The organism is Rhodobacteraceae bacterium M385 (assembly GCA_025141835.1).
Classification (GTDB): Bacteria; Pseudomonadota; Alphaproteobacteria; order Rhodobacterales; family Rhodobacteraceae; genus Gymnodinialimonas.
In genome coordinates this window covers 1,966,406-1,984,083 of the sequence record CP081102.1, presented here as the reverse complement: position 1 = coordinate 1,984,083, position 17,678 = coordinate 1,966,406, and the positions used below count along the sequence as shown (strand labels likewise).

At 60.3% G+C, this 17,678-nt stretch carries 17 protein-coding genes; 15 read left to right on the top strand and 2 right to left on the bottom strand.

Annotated features, from left to right (window positions below; translation table 11 throughout):
* Window positions 1-89 precede the first annotated feature (89 nt).
* The 15 genes from K3728_09685 to phoB all read left to right on the top strand — a co-directional run bounded on the left by K3728_09685 (window position 90) and on the right by phoB (window position 15,061).
* Entirely contained in the window at window positions 90-968 is an 879-nt protein-coding gene (locus tag K3728_09685) for a hypothetical protein (protein UWQ94018.1), read from the top strand.
* Window positions 969-1,157: 189 nt separating this feature from the next.
* Window positions 1,158-1,880, top strand: a complete 723-nt coding sequence (locus K3728_09680; protein ID UWQ97508.1) for a 50S ribosomal protein L21 — start codon at window positions 1,158-1,160, stop codon at window positions 1,878-1,880.
* A 7-nt stretch (window positions 1,881-1,887) separates the two neighbouring features.
* Window positions 1,888-2,157 (top strand): 50S ribosomal protein L27, encoded by a 270-nt coding sequence (gene rpmA, locus K3728_09675; protein ID UWQ94017.1) that lies wholly within the window; start codon window positions 1,888-1,890, stop codon window positions 2,155-2,157.
* Window positions 2,158-2,310: 153 nt separating this feature from the next.
* Window positions 2,311-2,850, top strand: coding sequence for a GNAT family N-acetyltransferase (locus K3728_09670; GenBank protein ID UWQ94016.1), 540 nt, complete (start codon window positions 2,311-2,313; stop codon window positions 2,848-2,850).
* Between the two features lie 111 nt (window positions 2,851-2,961).
* Entirely contained in the window at window positions 2,962-3,996 is a 1,035-nt protein-coding gene (gene obgE / locus K3728_09665) for a GTPase ObgE (GenBank protein UWQ94015.1), read from the top strand.
* Window positions 3,984-5,090: a glutamate 5-kinase gene (gene proB / locus K3728_09660; protein UWQ94014.1), complete on the top strand. Its 1,107-nt coding sequence runs from the start codon at window positions 3,984-3,986 to the stop codon at window positions 5,088-5,090. Before obgE ends, proB begins: the two co-directional genes overlap by 13 nt.
* A gap of 64 nt (window positions 5,091-5,154) precedes the next feature.
* Window positions 5,155-6,438, top strand: coding sequence for a glutamate-5-semialdehyde dehydrogenase (locus K3728_09655; protein ID UWQ94013.1), 1,284 nt, complete (start codon window positions 5,155-5,157; stop codon window positions 6,436-6,438).
* Window positions 6,439-6,523: 85 nt separating this feature from the next.
* Window positions 6,524-7,714 (top strand): aminotransferase class I/II-fold pyridoxal phosphate-dependent enzyme, encoded by a 1,191-nt coding sequence (locus K3728_09650; GenBank protein UWQ94012.1) that lies wholly within the window; start codon window positions 6,524-6,526, stop codon window positions 7,712-7,714.
* Window positions 7,715-7,822: 108 nt separating this feature from the next.
* Window positions 7,823-8,887, top strand: coding sequence for a PAS domain-containing protein (locus K3728_09645; protein ID UWQ94011.1), 1,065 nt, complete (start codon window positions 7,823-7,825; stop codon window positions 8,885-8,887).
* A gap of 108 nt (window positions 8,888-8,995) precedes the next feature.
* Entirely contained in the window at window positions 8,996-10,039 is a 1,044-nt protein-coding gene (locus K3728_09640; GenBank protein ID UWQ94010.1) for a substrate-binding domain-containing protein, read from the top strand.
* Between the two features lie 69 nt (window positions 10,040-10,108).
* A complete protein-coding gene (gene pstC / locus K3728_09635; protein ID UWQ94009.1) occupies window positions 10,109-11,485 on the top strand; it encodes a phosphate ABC transporter permease subunit PstC in 1,377 nt (458 codons plus the stop codon).
* 12 nt (window positions 11,486-11,497) lie between these two features.
* Window positions 11,498-12,790 carry a phosphate ABC transporter permease PstA gene (gene pstA, locus K3728_09630; GenBank protein UWQ94008.1) on the top strand — a complete coding sequence of 431 codons (1,293 nt, stop codon included), beginning with the start codon at window positions 11,498-11,500 and terminating at the stop codon, window positions 12,788-12,790.
* Window positions 12,791-12,861: 71 nt separating this feature from the next.
* Entirely contained in the window at window positions 12,862-13,656 is a 795-nt protein-coding gene (gene pstB / locus K3728_09625; protein UWQ97507.1) for a phosphate ABC transporter ATP-binding protein PstB, read from the top strand.
* Between the two features lie 4 nt (window positions 13,657-13,660).
* Complete coding sequence (phoU, locus tag K3728_09620; protein UWQ94007.1) at window positions 13,661-14,371, top strand: phosphate signaling complex protein PhoU; 711 nt, start codon at window positions 13,661-13,663, stop codon at window positions 14,369-14,371.
* A 3-nt stretch (window positions 14,372-14,374) separates the two neighbouring features.
* Window positions 14,375-15,061: a phosphate regulon transcriptional regulator PhoB gene (phoB, locus tag K3728_09615; protein ID UWQ94006.1), complete on the top strand. Its 687-nt coding sequence runs from the start codon at window positions 14,375-14,377 to the stop codon at window positions 15,059-15,061.
* 301 nt (window positions 15,062-15,362) lie between these two features.
* Here phoB and K3728_09610 read toward each other — a convergent pair whose 3' ends face one another.
* Window positions 15,363-15,704, bottom strand: a complete 342-nt coding sequence (locus K3728_09610) for a RidA family protein (protein ID UWQ94005.1) — start codon at window positions 15,702-15,704, stop codon at window positions 15,363-15,365.
* A complete protein-coding gene (locus K3728_09605; GenBank protein UWQ94004.1) occupies window positions 15,701-17,602 on the bottom strand; it encodes a propionyl-CoA synthetase in 1,902 nt (633 codons plus the stop codon). Before K3728_09605 ends, K3728_09610 begins: the two co-directional genes overlap by 4 nt.
* Between the last annotated feature and the right edge of the window lie 76 nt (window positions 17,603-17,678).

The window sequence follows — 17,678 nt, the reverse complement described above, 5'->3', positions numbered from 1 at the left end:
GGCAAAGTTCGTTTTTTAGGGCAAGAGCACCATGGCCAAAGGGTTTAAACCGCGCCATGTTGCCCGCTGAGTGTGTGAAGGAGCTTTCTATGATCCGTGTCGTCTTGACGTCGTTGTCTATTGCCTGTGGGGCTTGGGTTTGCGCAACCGACGGGCTGCGGGCGCAAGAGGTTCAGGCCGTCGCCTCGCCGCATTTAGCCGCAGAGGCGCCAGAGTTGCACGCAATCCTTGATGGGTTGGGGATGTATGAAATTATTGCGCTGATGGGCACCGAGAACACCCAGGGCGGCATTGATGTGGAAGCACAGCTCTTTCCCGGCGAGGGCGGGCAGGCGTGGCAAGCGACTGTGATGCGCCTTCATGCGGGCAATCGTATGGCGGTGCTATTTGAAGATGCCTTGAGCCAAGACGCGCTGTCGCCCGAGCAGATGCAGGAGGTACAGGCCTTTATCGCGACCGAGGCCGGTCAACGTATGATTGCCGGTGAGATTGCCGCGCGGCGCCTGTTCCTTGACCCCGAAGCCGTGGCCACCGCAACCGAAGCATTTTTCACAGCGGTTCAGGAGGACGACCCTCGCATCGACCTGCTGCGCCAGTTCAATGACGTGAACGGGCTGGTGGAGCGCAACGTTATCGGAGCGCTCAACCTTCGGGTGGCCTTCTATCGCGGCCTGATCGACGGCGGCGCTTTTGATAATGACGTGCCCGAAGGCATGATGCTGTCCGAGGTCTGGTCCCACGAATCTGAGGTCCGCGAGATGACGATTGAATGGCTCTATGCCTATCAATTGGTGGCCTATGCCGACGCCAGCAACGACGATCTGGAAGCCTATATGGCGCTGGCTGCCTCGGACGCGGGCAGGGCGCTGAACTCGGCCTTGTTCAACGCCTTTGATTCCATGCTGACGACCTTGAGCTACGAGTTGGGAACATCAGCGGCGGCTTTCATCGCCGGGGAAGACACCTGAGGCGCAGAGCCTGTTGACAAAACCCGGCGCATGGCCGATACGGCGGCTTCCCATGCGCCTTGGCGTGTCGGAATTGGTATGTATGACGCCCGAAAAGGGCGCGCAGCCCGAGGTGGGGAAACCCAGAACATGGACGGCACCGCAAGGAACCGTTCGGACCACAGGGCGCGGGAAATGAAGGAAGATACTATGTTCGCTGTCATGAAGACAGGCGGCAAGCAATACAAAGTCCAAGCCGGCGACAAGCTGCGCGTGGAACTGCTTGCAGCAGAGGCCGGTGAAGCGGTCCAGTTCAACGAGATTTTGATGCTTGGTGGTGACAAGGTCACCGTAGGCGCGCCTTTGGTTGAAGGTGCCGCGGTTCAGGCCAACGTGATTGACATGGTGAAGGGCGAAAAGCTCATCCACTTCGTCAAGCGTCGCCGGAAGCACTCTTCCAAGCGCACCAAAGGCCACCGTCAGAAGCTGACCCTGATCGAGATCACCGAGATCCTCGCATCGGGTGGCGACAAGACAGGCGTGAAAGCGGCAATGGGCTCTGGCTCTGTCTCCGCAAGTGCAGCTGTAGCAGCCGCCGCAGCGCCTAAGGCCGAGAAGAAGAAAGCCGCGCCCAAGAAGGCAAAAGCTGCCGAAGCGCCTGCCGCTGACGCCGCCGCAGATGAGGGCACGCGCCCCGCAAACCTGCTGACCGAGGCCCGCAACGGACAAGCCGACGATCTGAAAAAGATCTCGGGCGTTGGTCCCAAGCTGGAAGGCCTACTGCACGAAAACGGCGTGTTCCACTTTGACCAGATCAAAGACTGGGGCCCCGCAGAGATTGCTTATATGGATGACAAGCTGTCGTTCAAAGGCCGCATTGAGCGTGACAACTGGATTGAGCAAGCGACCACGTTTGCCGCAGAACAGGAGTAATTGAGCTATGGCACATAAAAAAGCTGGTGGTTCCTCCCGCAACGGCCGCGACTCAGCTGGTCGCCGTCTTGGCATCAAGAAGTATGGCGGCGAGTCCGTTATCTCTGGCAACATCATCGCACGTCAACGTGGCAACAAGTGGTGGCCGGGTGAAGGTGTGGGCGAAGGCAAGGATCACACGATCTACGCCGTGACTGACGGTCATGTTTCGTTCCGTAAGGGCTTCAAGGGCCGTACCTTCATTTCCGTCCTTCCGGCAGCCGAGGCTGCAGAGTAAGCGCCACTTCCCGTGGGTATGACATTTCAGGGGGCCGGCGACATCGCCGGCCCTTTTCGCATTTCTACCGATGTTCTTGCGCGTGGAGGCTGCCATTCCCATTTAAACGGGACGGGAGAGCAAAAGAATAACGGGGTCGGAGGAGGCCCAAACATGAAACAGGAAACCATCTTGGCACAGGCCGTGATCGAGACGCCCCGGATGTTTTTACGTCCCATGCGCCCGTCCGACGCAGGATTGTTGGCGATGTATCACGCCGACAAACGCGTGGCGGAGATGACGACCTCGATCCCCCATCCGTTGCCCCCCGGCGCGGCTGAGAGCTTTATTGCCAACTATATCAAGCCTGACCGGGCGTCTTTCGCTTGGGTTATGGACGCGACAGAGTTCGGCGGGTCAGAGGTGATGGGCGTGATCTCTCTCGATCAGATGGACCGGGATCAGTCGGAGATCGGCTACTGGGTCGCGCCTGCCATGTGGAACACGGGCTTTGCTTCGGAAGCGGTGCAGGCGATGGTGGATGCCAACCCGTTGCGCAACAAGACTGTGTTTGGATCGGTGTTTCAGGACAACCCGGGATCAGCACGGGTGTTAACGAATGCGGGGTTTGACTACCTTGGCGATGCGGAAGCGTTTTCCGTGGCGAGGAATGCCAAGGTTGCGACGTGGACTTACCTCAAGCGTTTGGCGTAAGAGGCGGGGAAGCGGAAGGGGGCCAGCCCCCTTTGCGCATCTAAAGATGCGCTGACCCCCGCGATATTTTTGAAAAGATGAAGGGCGGACGCGAGAGTGTCCGGCAATGGTATGAAGTTTCTCGATCTGGCCAAAGTTTACATCCGCTCGGGCGGCGGCGGCGGCGGGTCGGTCTCGTTCCGGCGCGAGAAGTACATCGAGTATGGCGGCCCCGATGGGGGCGACGGCGGCTCGGGCGGGAATGTGTTTATCGAGGTGGTCGACGGGCTGAACACTTTGATTGATTTCCGCTACCAGCAGCATTTCTTTGCCAAGAACGGGCAACCCGGCATGGGGAAACAGCGCACGGGTCGCGATGGAGCGGATATCGTGTTACGCGTCCCCGCAGGGACGGAAGTTTTGGAAGAGGATCAGGAAACACTGATCGCTGACCTTGACGAAGTGGGCCAGCGCATCTGCATCGCCAAAGGCGGCAATGGCGGCTTCGGGAACCTGCACTTCAAGAGCGCCACAAACCAGGCGCCCCGTCGCGCAAACCCTGGACAAGAGGGCGTGGAGCGCACGATTTGGTTGCGCCTGAAGCTGATTGCCGATGTGGGCTTGTTGGGGTTGCCGAACGCCGGGAAATCGACGTTTCTGGCCGCGACGTCTAACGCAAGGCCAAAGATTGCGGATTATCCATTTACCACGCTAGTACCAAACCTCGGCGTTGTCGGCGTGGATGGTGCGGAATTCGTCGTCGCCGATATCCCCGGCCTCATTGAAGGCGCTAGCGAGGGCAGGGGGCTTGGAGATACGTTCCTCGGCCATGTGGAGCGCTGCGCGGCCCTGCTGCATCTGGTAGATGGTACTGCTGAGGATGTAGTTGTCGATTACCACACGATCATCACCGAGTTAGAGAATTACGGCGGAGAACTGGCGTTGAAGCCGCGGATTACCGTGCTCAACAAGGTGGACGCGATTGAGCCTGAAGAATTGGCCGAGAAGCGCGCAGCCCTTGGCGCGGTGGCTGGAAACCTGATGGAGATGTCCGGCGTAGCAGGCACCGGCGTGACCGAGGTGCTGCGCGTGTTGCGTGCGCGCGTTGATGCGAACCAAAAGGCCGCGAGAGAGGCGCTTGAGGAGCCCGAGCAATGGCGTCCCTAAGAGAGGCCAAGCGGGTCGTCGTCAAGATCGGCTCGGCCTTGTTGGTGGATCGCGGCACCGGTGATCTGCGCAGCGATTGGTTGCGTTCCCTAGCGCGAGATGTGGCCTCGTTGAAAAGAAATGGGACCGACGTGATCCTTGTGTCTTCCGGGGCCATCGCATTGGGGCGCGGCGCGTTGGACCTCGGCCACGGGGCATTGTCTCTGGACGAGGCTCAGGCCGCCGCAGCTGTCGGTCAAATCCGCCTCGCGCGCGCCTACGAGGAGGCCCTGGCCCCCCACGGCCTGACCTCGGCACAAATCCTTCTGACGCTGGACGACAGCGCCGATCGCCGGCGCTACCTGAACACGCGCGCAACCCTGGCGGCGCTTCTATCACGCGGCGCGGTGCCGATCGTGAATGAGAACGATACCATCGCGACGGACGAAATCCGCTATGGCGACAATGACCGCCTCGCCGCCAATGTGGCTGTCATGGCGGGCGCGGATGCCTGTGTCTTGCTGAGCGATGTGGACGGCCTCTACACCGCCAACCCCAACGACGATCCAGAAGCGCGCCACCTTCCGATGATCGACACAATCACCCCTGAGATTGAGGCGATGGCCGGAGATGCGGGATCGGGCCTGTCGAAGGGCGGGATGAAAACCAAAGTGATGGCGGCGCGCACAGCGACGGCGGCGGGCTGTGCCATGGCGATCACCCAAGGGGCGGTCTTCCACCCCCTTGATGCCCTGCAAAGCGGGGCCAAAGCCACTTGGTTCACCGCCACCCTTTCGCCACAACAGGCCCGCAAAGCATGGATCGGCGCGATGAAACCCAAAGGGGCGCTACGCCTTGATCCCGGCGCAGTCAAAGCCCTTGCCCATGGAAAGTCACTCCTCCCCGCTGGGGTCAGCGCCGTAGAGGGCGATTTCCAACGCGGCGATCCCGTGCGCTTGGAAGCCGCAAACGGCGACGCAATCGGCATCGGCCTCAGCCGCTACGCCGCCGACGAGGCGCGCGCGATCCAAGGCCACCATTCCGATGAGATCGAAGAAATCCTCGGCTATCCGGGCCGTGCGGCCTTGGTGCACCGCGATGATATGGTACTCTGACCCCACAATTTCACCTTTTTATAAATATCGATATTCTGCCGTTCCCCCCGCGATGAGGTTTCCAATGAAAGACCTACCTAAATCAAACCTGGAAAATGACGTTCCCGCCTTGATGGCCGAGATCGGCAGGCGGGCCAAAGCGGCCAGCGCAGAGCTGGCATTCGCATCGCCGGAAGCAAAGACCCAGGCGTTGAACGCCGCCGCCGATGCCGTTTGGAACAAGCGCGGGGCGATCATCGCGGCCAATGAAGAGGACATGGCGTTTGGGCGTGAAAAAGGCCTGTCGGATGCCATGTTGGATCGCTTGATGCTGGACGAGGCAAGGGTAGAGGGCATTGTTCAAGGTCTGCATGCTGTTGCCGCGCAAGACGACCCCGTTGGGCAAGTGATGACGGAATGGGACCAACCCTCGGGCCTGCATATCAAACGGGTGCGCACGCCTCTTGGGGTGATCGGGGTGATCTATGAAAGCCGCCCCAACGTGACGGCCGATGCGGGGGCTTTGTGCCTGAAATCCGGCAATGCCGTGATCCTGCGTGGCGGCTCGGAGAGCTTTCACTCCTCGGGCGCGCTGGCCGATTGCCTACAAGAGGGGCTACGTGCCGCCGGGTTGCCTACGGACGCTGTACAACGTGTGCCAACACGAGACCGCGCCGCAGTGTCTGAGATGTTGACGATGACCGACACGATCGACGTGATCGTGCCTCGGGGCGGCAAGGGCTTGGTGGGGCTGGTGCAGCGCGAAGCGCGGGTGCCGGTGTTTGCGCATCTGGAGGGGATTTGCCACATCTACCTTGATGCCTCCAGTGACCCAGAGAAGGCGTTGCGCGTAGTGTTGAACGCAAAGACCCGGCGCACGGGGATTTGTGGCTCGGCGGAATGCCTGCTGATCCACCGCGATGTGGTGGATACGATCGGGCAGGGCGTTGTGCGCGCCTTGCTGGATGCCGGCGTTGAAGTGCGCGGTGACGCGGGTTTGCAGAAAATCGACGGCGTGGTTGCGGCGCAAGAGAGCGATTGGGGGCAAGAGTTTCTAGACATGATTATCGCTGCGAAGGTGGTGGATGATATTGATGCGGCACTGACCCATATTCGGACTTTTGGCTCAAATCACACCGACGCGATTGTTGCCGAGGATGACGCCGCGGTGGCGCGCTTCTTTCAGCGGTTGGATTCGGCGATTTTGATGCACAATGCCTCGACCCAATTCGCCGATGGTGGCGAATTTGGGATGGGTGCAGAGATCGGGATTGCGACGGGCAAGATGCATGCACGTGGACCGGTCGGGGCGGAGCAATTGACCTCGTTCAAGTATCTCGTTACGGGCGATGGCACGATCCGGGGATAAGGTTACGCTTTTTCGGAGCGGTTAAGCGGGGGACCAGTCCCCCGCGCCCCCTGCGATATTTTTGAAAAGATGAAGGAGAGCCGTGATGGCGAATGGTCGGAATGAGAAACCCGGAACATTGGTGCGCCGCGCCGCTTTGCGAGAAGGTGTGAGCCGAGCCGTTGTGACGCCGATCCAGCCTTCTGTTGTATACGCTTCGCCGTCGATTTCTACCTTGCACGATCAATACGAGGGGCGGGCGCACGGCTATACCTACGCGCGGGAGGGGCACCCGAATGCGGAGCTTTTGGCGCGCAAGATCGACATGTTGGAAGAGGCAGAAGGCGGATTGGTTCTTGGCTCGGGCATGGCGGCGGTGTCGGCCACGATCATGGGTCTATTGGGGCAGGGCGACCATATCGTCGGGGGCAACCAGCTTTACGGGCGCTCTTTGCGGTTGATGCATCAGGACTTGGCACGGTTTGGGATTGCGACAACGGTTGCCGATCCGACGGACGTGGCGGCGATGCGGGCGGCGATCCGGCCGGAGACGAAGATGATCTTGGTTGAGGTCGTCTCCAACCCAACGTTGCGGGTCGCGGATATGGCGGGGATTGTGGCGCTTGCGAAGGAGGCGGGCGTGATCCTGGCGGTGGACAACACCTTTACCACGCCGATTGGGTACAAGCCGTTGACCGAGGGCGCGGATATCACGATCCAATCCGTGACCAAGTTGCTGGCCGGGCATTCGGACGTGACCCTTGGCTATGTGGCCGCCCGCAACCCAGAGCTGATGCGTAACATCTATGACTTTGCCGTCACCGTCGGCATGACCCCCGCCCCGAACGAATGCTGGTTGGCGGAACGCGGTCTCTACACCTTTCCGCTGCGTTTTGAGAAGGCGCAGGCCAATGCCGCGGCCCTGGCCGATTGGTTGGCCGATCACCCCAAGGTGGGCCGGGTCCTGTACCCCGGTCGCGCCGATCACCCCGACCACGAGGTTGCGGCCTCCATCGTGGGCCAAGCCTTTGGCAACATGGTGAGTTTCGAGCTGAAAGATAAGACCGAGGCCGCCGCGGACCGGATGGTACAAGCCGCCCCTGATCTGCCGTTCGCGCCGACTTTGGGTGATGTTGGCACCACGTTGAGCCACCCTGCTTCATCCAGCCACCGGGGTCTTGGGGCTGAGGGGCGGGCGGCGCTGGGGATCTCTGATGGGTTCTTTCGGGTTTCGGTCGGGATCGAGGAGATCGAGCTGTTGATCGCGGACTTCGAGGGCGGGCTGCGCGCGGTCTAATCCGGGCATTCCACGGCGCGGCCCTTTACCGAGGGGCCGCAAGCCCGTTGCAAGGCGGCGCAGAATCGCGCCACACCTCCGGGGCGTACTGGCAGGGGGACGCCGCCGATGACCCGAAATCTGATTAACACCGTCATGTTCACGGTGCCGGACCCGATGTTGTTTATCGACAGCAGTGGCGCCATTGAGGATGCAAACCCCGCGGCTGCAACGCTTTTTGGCGATTGGATCATCGGGCGCAACCATGCGGCCATCCTGCGCCAGCCAGCGTTGTTGAACCAAATTGACACGGTTCTTGCGGGGGCCGCCACGGCTGAGGCGCGCATTGAACGCTCGGACCAGACCGGGGTGTCACAGTACCGCGTGCGCATTTCGGCGGTCGAAACGCCGGAGGGCCGCGCCCTTTTGCTACATTTCAACGACATCACCCATCTTGGGGAGGCGCAGGAAATGCGGCGCGACTTCGTGGCCAATGTCTCCCATGAGCTCCGCACGCCGCTGACCTCGATGATCGGCTTTATCGAGACGTTGAAGGGCCCGGCCCGAAACGATCCCATCGCCCAAGACCGGTTTCTGTCGATCATGGAGGAAGAGGCCCTGCGCATGAACCGCCTGATCTCGGACCTGCTGTCGCTCAGCCGGGTGGAATCTGCCAAACGCCTGCGCCCCAATGATACGGTTGATCTGGCCGGTGTCTTGGCCAACGTCATCGCCACCCTGACGCCGAGGGCGCAGGACAACGGCAACGTGCTGCGCTTGGTCCATGACGGGACGCCCGCGATGATCCAGGGGGACCGAGATCAATTGATCCAGGTTTTTCTGAACCTGGCAGAGAACGCACTGAAGTACGGCGGGGCGGAAAAGCCTGTGACCATCACCATTTCGCGCGGGCAGGGGAGCGGGGCTACGAAGGGGGAAATCCTTGTCGTGGATGTCACTGACGAGGGAGAGGGAATCGCTTCGTTACATCTACCGCGTCTGACCGAGCGATTTTACCGGGTCGATTCGCACAGATCGCGGGAAATGGGCGGCACCGGGCTAGGGCTGGCGATTGTGAAGCATATCGTCAATCGGCACCTAGGGCGGCTAAAAATACATTCGAAACAAGGGCATGGAAGCACATTCTCGGTGCAGTTTCCGGCAATCTCCGAGACATCTGGGGCAGTGTCATAAAACTGATACGTACCTGTCACAAAAGCATAGCGATGCTGCCGTAGCAGGGGGCCAAGCGCGCAAAGAACAAGCGCGTGATGTCTGAAAACCAAATGGAGAGAGTCTTAAATGTCTTTCGCAAAAATCAGTGTTTCGGTTGTCGCACTTGCCGCCGTTTCTGCCACTTCCGCTCTGGCCCAGGGCCGGGAAGAAATCCGCGTTGTCGGGTCCTCCACCGTGTTCCCATACTCGCAAGCGGTTGCTGAGCAATTCGCAAACCTGACCGGCGCGCCTTCGCCCATCGTTGAATCCACCGGCACCGGTGGCGGCATGCAGATCTTCTGTGGCGGTATCGGCGAAGCCCACGCAGACGTCACCGGCGCGTCGCGCGCCATGCGTGCTTCCGAGTTTGAGCTTTGCCAAGAAAACGGCGTGACCGACATCACCGAAATCTACTTCGGCTCTGACGGTCTTTCCCTTGCAGTTTCCCGTGACAGCGAATTCGCTTGGGACCTGACACTGACACAAGTTTACCTTGCCCTGGGCGCACAGGTTCCAGTTGACGGCGAATGGGCCGACAACCCCTACACCCTGTGGAGCGAAATCGACGCTTCTCTGCCAGCCGTCGAAATCCTCGCCTACGGCCCTCCGCCCACATCCGGCACACGCGACGCCTTTGTTGAACTGGCCATGCACGCTGGTTGTGAAGAACTGGCCTATGTCCACGACGGCGGTTTTGACGGCGACTGGGTAGAAGAAAACTGCTCGCGCATGCGCACAGACGGACCTTTCGTCGAAGCTGGCGAGAACGACAACCTGATCGTTCAGCGCCTGCAAGCCGATGCGAACGCGCTGGGTATCTTCGGCTACTCCTTCCTCTACGAAAACCTCGACACCTTGCAGGCTGTGAACATCAACGGTGTTGCACCTGACGCGGCCACGATTGCTTCCGGCGATTACCCGATCTCGCGTCCTCTCTTTGTTTACGTGAAAAACGCCCACCGCGGTGTGATCGCGAACCTTGAAGAGTTCATCGAAGAGTTCGTTTCCGAAGAGGCCATGGGCCCCGGCGGCTACCTGTCCGAGCGTGGCCTTGTGCCGCTGGAAGACGACGTTCGCGCCGCCACCAACGAGGCGGCCATCACAGCCGTGACATACACAGGCGCCGAATAAGCGGCCCCTGAACTACTCTGGCTGCCCGGCGATTTGTCGGGCAGCTTCCTTCCCTTGCAGAGTTTTCCCATGACCCTGACCGCCTTTCTCATCCTGATTGCCTTCGCCATCGCGGGCTACATGTTGAACCGCCAAACGGCTGCGGCGATCCGGTCCGATGGGACACGGCTGCATTCGTTAATGCATTTCCACGGCCTCTACGCGATGCTGATGATCCTGGTCCCGGTCTTCGTGATCTTGGTCCTGTTCCTGATCCTAGAGACGCCGGTAATCGACACCATCGTCATGAGCGGCGTGCCTCAGTCCGAGCTAGAGGGGCTTGATAGCGGCGCCGTGCAGCTTATCCTCGCGGAAATCCGCTCCATCGCGAACGGGCAGGTGTTTGGCACCCCCGCCGATTGGAAGCTGGAGGCCGCCGAGCGCCTAAGCACCCTTTACCGCAACGCCGACATTCTGCTGATCGTACTGGTCCTGCTGCTGAGCGTCGGTATCTTGTTCTACACCCGCAACCGCGTTTCGGCCGAGTTCCGGGCCCGCCAAGCGGTGGAGGCCATTGTCAGCGGTCTGATGATCGCCTGTTCGCTTGTGGCGATTTTCACCACCGTGGGCATCGTCTTCGCGCTGGTCTTCGAGACCTGGAAATTCTTCCAGATGGTGCCGCTGCAAGACTTCCTCTTTGGTGTGAACTGGGAGCCTCAAATCCCGATCCGCGAAGACCAGATTGCGGCAGAAGGTGCCTTTGGCTGGCTTCCAGTGATCTTGGGTACGGTCGTGATCTCGGCGGTGGCCATGTTTATTGCCACGCCTGTGGGGTTGATGTCAGCCATCTACCTGAACGAATTTGCGCCGCGCCGGATGCGGGCAGTGGTGAAGCCGCTTCTGGAAATCCTTGCTGGTGTTCCCACGGTTGTTTACGGCTTCTTCGCGATCCTTGTGGTGGCGCCCGCCATGCGCGGGGTAGGGGCCGAGCTTGGTATTCCGGTCTCGCCCAACACCGCGCTGGCGGCAGGTGGCGTGATGGGGATCATGTTGATCCCGTTCATATCTTCCTTTGCCGATGATGCCCTCTCCGCTGTGCCACGCAGCCTGCGCGATGGATCGCTGGCGCTTGGCTCCACCCGAGCAGAGACAATGTTGAAGGTGCAATTTCCCGCCGCCATTCCCGGCATTGTAGGCGGCGTCCTGCTGGCCGTCAGCCGCGCCATTGGCGAGACGATGATCGTGGTGATGGCCGCGGGTCTGATGGCTCGGATGACAATTAACCCCCTCGATAGTGTGACCACGGTGACGGTACAGATTGTGACGCTGCTGATCGGCGACACCGCTTTCGACAACCCCAAAACGCTGGCGGCCTTCGCCCTAGGTCTGATGCTGTTCATCATCACCCTCGGCATCAACGTGTGGGCCCTGCGCATCGTGCGCAAATACCGCGAAATCTACGATTAAGGCGACGGATCAATGGCAAACATTCCAGATACCAACGGTACGACCCCAGCCCGGTCGCTGCGTCAGGCCTCGCCTCAAGTGCGTCGCCGCAAGCGTAAAGAAACACTGCTGCAAGCCTGCGGGCTTGGGGCGATCCTGCTGGCCTTCTCGGTCCTCTTCATCCTCGTGGCCTCGCTGGTGAAAACGGGTCACACGGCCTTTGTGCAGACCCATGTGACCCTTGATGTCTACGTGGACCCCGCCGAGATCGAGGTGGACCGTCTGCCACGCGGTGGTTTCCAGAACGTGCTGACGGCGGCAGTGCTGGCGAACCTGCCATCGGCGGACCCGGAAACCGACGCCCGCGCGGTGCGCGGCATCCTATCCAACGGGGCGCAGTTCGACCTGCGCGACCGGGTTGTGGCTGACAACGATCTGATCGGTCAGACCATCACCATGACGGTGCCCGTTGCCGACATTTTCGATCAGCTTAACAAGGGTGGCATCCGTCGCGACACGCCGGAAGAGCTGCGCCGCGTCAACGATCAAGAGATCCTCTGGTTCGACGAATTGGACGCCGCTGGCCTGATCTCTCGGCCCTTTAACGTCGCGCTCTTCACGAACGCCGATAGCCGCTTTCCTGAACTGGCGGGCCTGAAGGGCGCTTTGGTGGGCTCTTTCTGGGCGCTGCTGACCTGCTTCGTAATCGCTTTTCCCATCGGCATTGGCGCGGCCATCTACCTAGAGGAATTCGCCCCGAAGAACCGCTTGTCGGACTTCATCGAGGTGAACATCAACAACCTCGCGGCGGTGCCTTCGGTGGTATTTGGTCTGCTTGCCTTGGCGGTGTTCCTGAACTGGTTCGGGATGCCCCGGTCGGCCCCATTCGTGGGCGGCCTGACACTGGCACTGATGACCATGCCAACAATCATCATCGCGACCCGTGCGGCCCTGAAAGCGGTGCCACCGTCGATCCGAGAGGCCGCCTTGGGCCTTGGCGCATCGCGTCAGCAAGTGGTCTTCGGCCACGTCCTGCCGCTGGCCATGCCCGGTATCCTCACGGGCACAATCATCGGTCTCGCTCAAGCGCTTGGGGAAACTGCGCCGCTTCTTCTGATCGGGATGAACGCCTTCATCACCTCTGCCGCCAGCTCTCCGTTTGATGCCGCCACGGCGATGCCCACACAGATCTTCATCTGGGCCGACAGCCCCGAACGCGGCTTCGTCAGCCGGACATCCGCCGCGATCCTCGTGCTGCTTGGCTTCCTGGTCATCATGAACGGCGTCGCGATCTATCTAAGAAACAAATTCGAAAGACGGTGGTAGGCCTCATGGAGGATTTCAACGTGAACGACATGCGCACAATCGACCAAGAGGTAGCTTTGGAAACGCTCAAAATGAAAGCCCGCGGCGTAGATGTGTTCTACGGGGCAGGGAACGGCAAACGCTCTGTCGAGAGCATGCTGAACGACGCGTCCGTCACCCGTGCCATCAAGGGCGTGGATGTGGACATCGCCGACAAGACAGTGACGGCGTTTATCGGGCCTTCGGGGTGCGGTAAGTCCACCTTCCTGCGGTCGCTCAACCGGATGAACGACACGATCGAGGGCTGTAAGGTCACCGGTGAGATCACGCTGGAAGGCGAGAACATCTACGACCCGCGCATCGACCCGGTGCAATTGCGCGCCAAGGTGGGCATGGTGTTCCAAAAGCCAAACCCGTTCCCCAAGTCGATCTTCGACAATGTGGCCTATGGTCCGCGTATTCACGGGTTGGCCCACAAGAAGGCGGACCTTGAAGAGATCGTGGAAAAATCCCTGCGTCGCGCCGCCATTTGGGACGAGGTAAAAGACCGCCTCGATGCGCCCGGCACCGGCCTTTCTGGCGGCCAGCAGCAACGTCTGTGCATTGCCCGTGCGGTCGCCACATCGCCGGAAGTCCTGCTGATGGACGAGCCTTGCTCGGCACTGGACCCCATCGCTACTGCGCAAGTGGAGGAACTGATCGATGAGCTGCGAGAGCAGTACTCTGTTGTCATCGTGACCCACTCGATGCAGCAGGCGGCACGAGTCAGCCAGAAGACCGCGTTCTTCCACCTTGGGAACATCGTCGAATTTGACGACACCGACAAAATTTTCACCAACCCCAGCGATCCCCGCACGGAAAGCTACATCACGGGACGGATCGGATAGCGCCATGCCAAACCAAGAACACATCGTCAGCAGCTTTGACCGCGACCTCGAAGGTATTCAGACCCAGATCATGCGTATGGGCGGCATGGTGGAAGAGGCGATTGCCAATGCCTCTACCGCATTGACCACCCGCGACCTTGAACTGGCCCAGGCCGTTCGCAAGGCCGACCGCGCCATTGATGAGGCGGAAACCAACCTCAACGAAGAAGCCGCACGCATCATCGCATTGCGCCAACCCGCCGCATCGGACCTGCGAACCTTGCTGTCGGTCTTCCGCGTATCCGGCAACCTTGAACGGATCGCCGATTACGCCAAAAACATCGCCAAACGCAGTGAAGCAGTGATCGAGTTGCCCTCGGTTCCCGGTGACACAGCGGCGCTCAAGCGGATGGCGCACCAAGTTGAAATGATGCTGAAAGACGTGCTCGACGCCTATATTCAGCGCAACGCGGATCTTGCCGAAGACGTGCGCCAGCGCGACCTTGAAGTGGACCAGATGTATTCCGCGCTGTTCCGCGAATACCTGACCCACATGATGGAAGACCCACGCCACATCACCACCTGTATGCACCTGCATTTTATGGCAAAAAACATCGAACGGATGGGCGACCATGTCACCTCGATGGCCGAGCAGGTGATCTATCTTGTGACCGGCGAAATCCCGAGCGAAGATCGCCCGAAGGATGACGAAACGCCTTTCTTAGCCGGGGCCTAAGCAATGGCTGGTGAACCGATCGTACTTGTGGTGGAAGATGAGCCCGCTCAGCGAGAGGTGCTCGCCTATAACCTCCGTGCCGAGGGGTTCTCGGTTGTGACGGCGGCCTCAGGCGATGATGCGTTGATCGTGGTGCAAGAAACCTTGCCAGACCTCATCGTGTTGGACTGGATGCTGCCCGAAGTCAGCGGGATCGAGATCTGCCGCCAGTTGAAGTCGGGGGCGGCCACATCAAAGATTCCGATCATCATGCTCTCGGCCCGGTCCGAGGATACCGACAAGGTGCGCGGCCTTGAAACTGGCGCCGACGACTACATTACCAAGCCATATTCCGTGGCCGAACTTCTGGCCCGCGTCCGCACGCAGTTACGCAGGGTTAGGCCATCCTCGGTCGGGGAGCGGTTGGAATATGAAGACATCGTCATCGACCTGGCCGAGCACCGCGTCTATCGCGGTGGCGACGTGGTCAGCCTTGGCCCGACAGAGTTCCGCTTGCTGACCGCATTCATGGAACGGCCGGGCAGGGTGTGGGCGCGCGAACAGCTTCTGGATCGCGTCTGGGGCCGTGACATCTACGTCGATAGCCGTACCGTGGACGTCCACGTCGGACGCTTGCGCAAGGCGTTGAAGGTCGCCCAAGCCGGTGACCCGATCCGCACGGTGCGCGGCGCGGGCTATGCGCTAGGATAAAGTCGAGCGTGAGCGTTGCGGCGTAAGTGATTGCTCTGGCGAGACAATCATATCGACGGGCGTGTTGGCTTCTGAGAAACGGCGCTCAGCCGTCGCTGAGGGGCCGTTACACAGGCCATCGGCGCTCAGATCGACGAGAGCGCCAGTTTTGGCCGATGCGATCCGGGATTTCCAACACCGAACATACGAGAGGGCGGCAACAGGGCAGCGCCACATCCCTCAATACATTTCGCCAGTAATCATGATTATGTTAAATATGCAGATACCTAACAATGCCAAACACTTACAAAGCCCCCCCGGATCAAATCACCGCTGCCGTGACGATCATTTCCACCTTCAGCACGTCACGCGCCAGCCGCGCTTCGCCACAGGCCCGCGCCGGTGCGTGGCCCTCGGGCACCCAAGCGTTCCAGACCTCATTCATGGCGGCGAAGTCGGCCATGTCCGCCAGCCAGATCGTGACCTGCAACATATGTTCACGCGATGACCCGGCTTGCGCCAACAGCGCATCGACACGGCGCAGACATTCCTGTGTCTGTTCCGTGATATCGGCACCCTCGCCCACTTGGCCCGTCAGATACGCCACGCCATTGTGCTTCACGATTTTCGAGCTGCGAACGCTCGGCTCAATCCGTTCAATCATCCGATCAATCCTTTGTCGGTCAAAACTTGCGTGATCTCATCAAGGATCACGGGGTCATCAATGGCGGCCGGCATCTTGTAGGCCTCAGCGTCCGCGATCTTCTGCATGGTGCCACGCAGAACCTTGCCAGAGCGCGTCTTTGGCAAGCGTTTCACCGGCACCGCCAACTTGAACGCGGCAACAGCCCCGATGTCATGGCGGACCTTTTTGACCAGCTCGGCGGTGATTTCATCGGCGTCTTGTTCCACACCGGATTTCAGCACGAAGAAGCCTAAAGGAACTTGGCCCTTCAACGCATCCGCCTTGCCCACAACTGCACATTCGGCCACGGCGTCGTGGTTGGAAAGAACCTCTTCCATCGCGCCTGTGGACAGCCTGTGGCCCGCAACATTGATGATATCGTCGGTTCGCGCCATGATGTGCAGATAGCCGTCCTCATCCAGAATTCCGGCGTCAGAAGTGGCATAATATCCGGGAAATTCATTAAGATAGGACGAATGGAAGCGGTCTTCCGCGTTCCAAAGCGTCGGCAAACATGACGGCGGCAGCGGCAGCTTCACCACGATATTTCCAAGCGTCCCATTGGGCACGGGATGCCCTGCGTCATCCAAGACTTGCACGTCATATCCCGGCATCGGCACGCCTGGAGAGCCATGTTTTACGGCCAAAGCCTCGATCCCCATAGGGATTGCGGAAATCGCCCATCCGGTCTCGGTCTGCCACCAATGGTCGATCACGGGCACGCCAAGTTGCGCTTCCGCCCAAGCCAATGTCGCCGGGTCCGAGCGTTCGCCCGCAAGGAACAACGCGCGCAGGCTCGAGGTGTCGTATTTCTCCAGAAATTCACCCTCTGGATCTTGCCCCCGGATCGCGCGGAACGCGGTCGGCGCGGTGAACATTACGCTCACGTCATGATCCTCGATCACCCGCCAGAAAGTGCCAGCGTCCGGCGTGCCGATGGGCTTGCCTTCGAAAACCACGGTGGTGCAGCCGGCCAGCAAAGGCGCGTAGCAGATGTAGGAATGCCCCACGACCCACCCGACGTCTGAGGCGGCCCAAAACACCTCTCCTGCTTTCACGCCATAGATGTTTTTCATCGTCCAGTTGAGCGCCACCATATGGCCACCCGTGTCGCGCACCACGCCCTTGGGCTGGCCCGTGGTGCCGGAGGTATAGAGGATATAGGCCGGGTCCGTCGCCGCCACTTCGGCGCAAGGGGCGCTGCGGCCTTCGGCACGGGCGCGGGCCATTTCCTCGGCCCAATCCAGATCACGGCCCTCGGTCAGGTTAGCGGGCTGAATTTCACGCTGAAGCACCAAACAAGACGACACATTGTTTTGCGCAATATCAATAGCTTCTGACACAAGGCTCATGTAGTCAATGACCCGTCCCGGCTCGATCCCGCAAGAGGCGGTCAGGATAACCGTGGCATCCGCATCGTCGATCCGCGTGGCCAGCTCAGCCGGAGCGAAGCCGCCAAACACCACGGAATGAACCGCGCCAATTCGGGAACACGCCAACATCGCAATCACCGCCTCGGCCACCATCGGCATATAGATGATGACCCGGTCCCCCTGCCCCACGCCCATGCCTGTCAGCACCGCGCCCAGGGTGGCGACCTCGTCCAGCAGCTCTGTGTAGGAGATCGTGCGCTTGGTATCGGTCACGGGGCTGTCGTAGATGATCGCAGGCTGGTCGCCGCGTCCGGCCGCCACATGACGATCCACAGCGTTGTGGCAGGTGTTGCCAACAGCGCCCTCAAACCATCGCCCGTATACGCCAGAACCGGGCGTGAATGCCTGTGTCGGCGGAGTTACCCAATCAATCCCGCCTGCTGCCTCAAGCCAAAAGCCCTCCGGGTCCGTGCTGGCCCTTTCGAACGTCTCTTTATACGTCATGTGATCTTCCTCCCGCTGACGCAAATTAGTGCACCAGCCCCTCCAATTTCATCGCAGGTTGCGGCGCGGCGCGAGC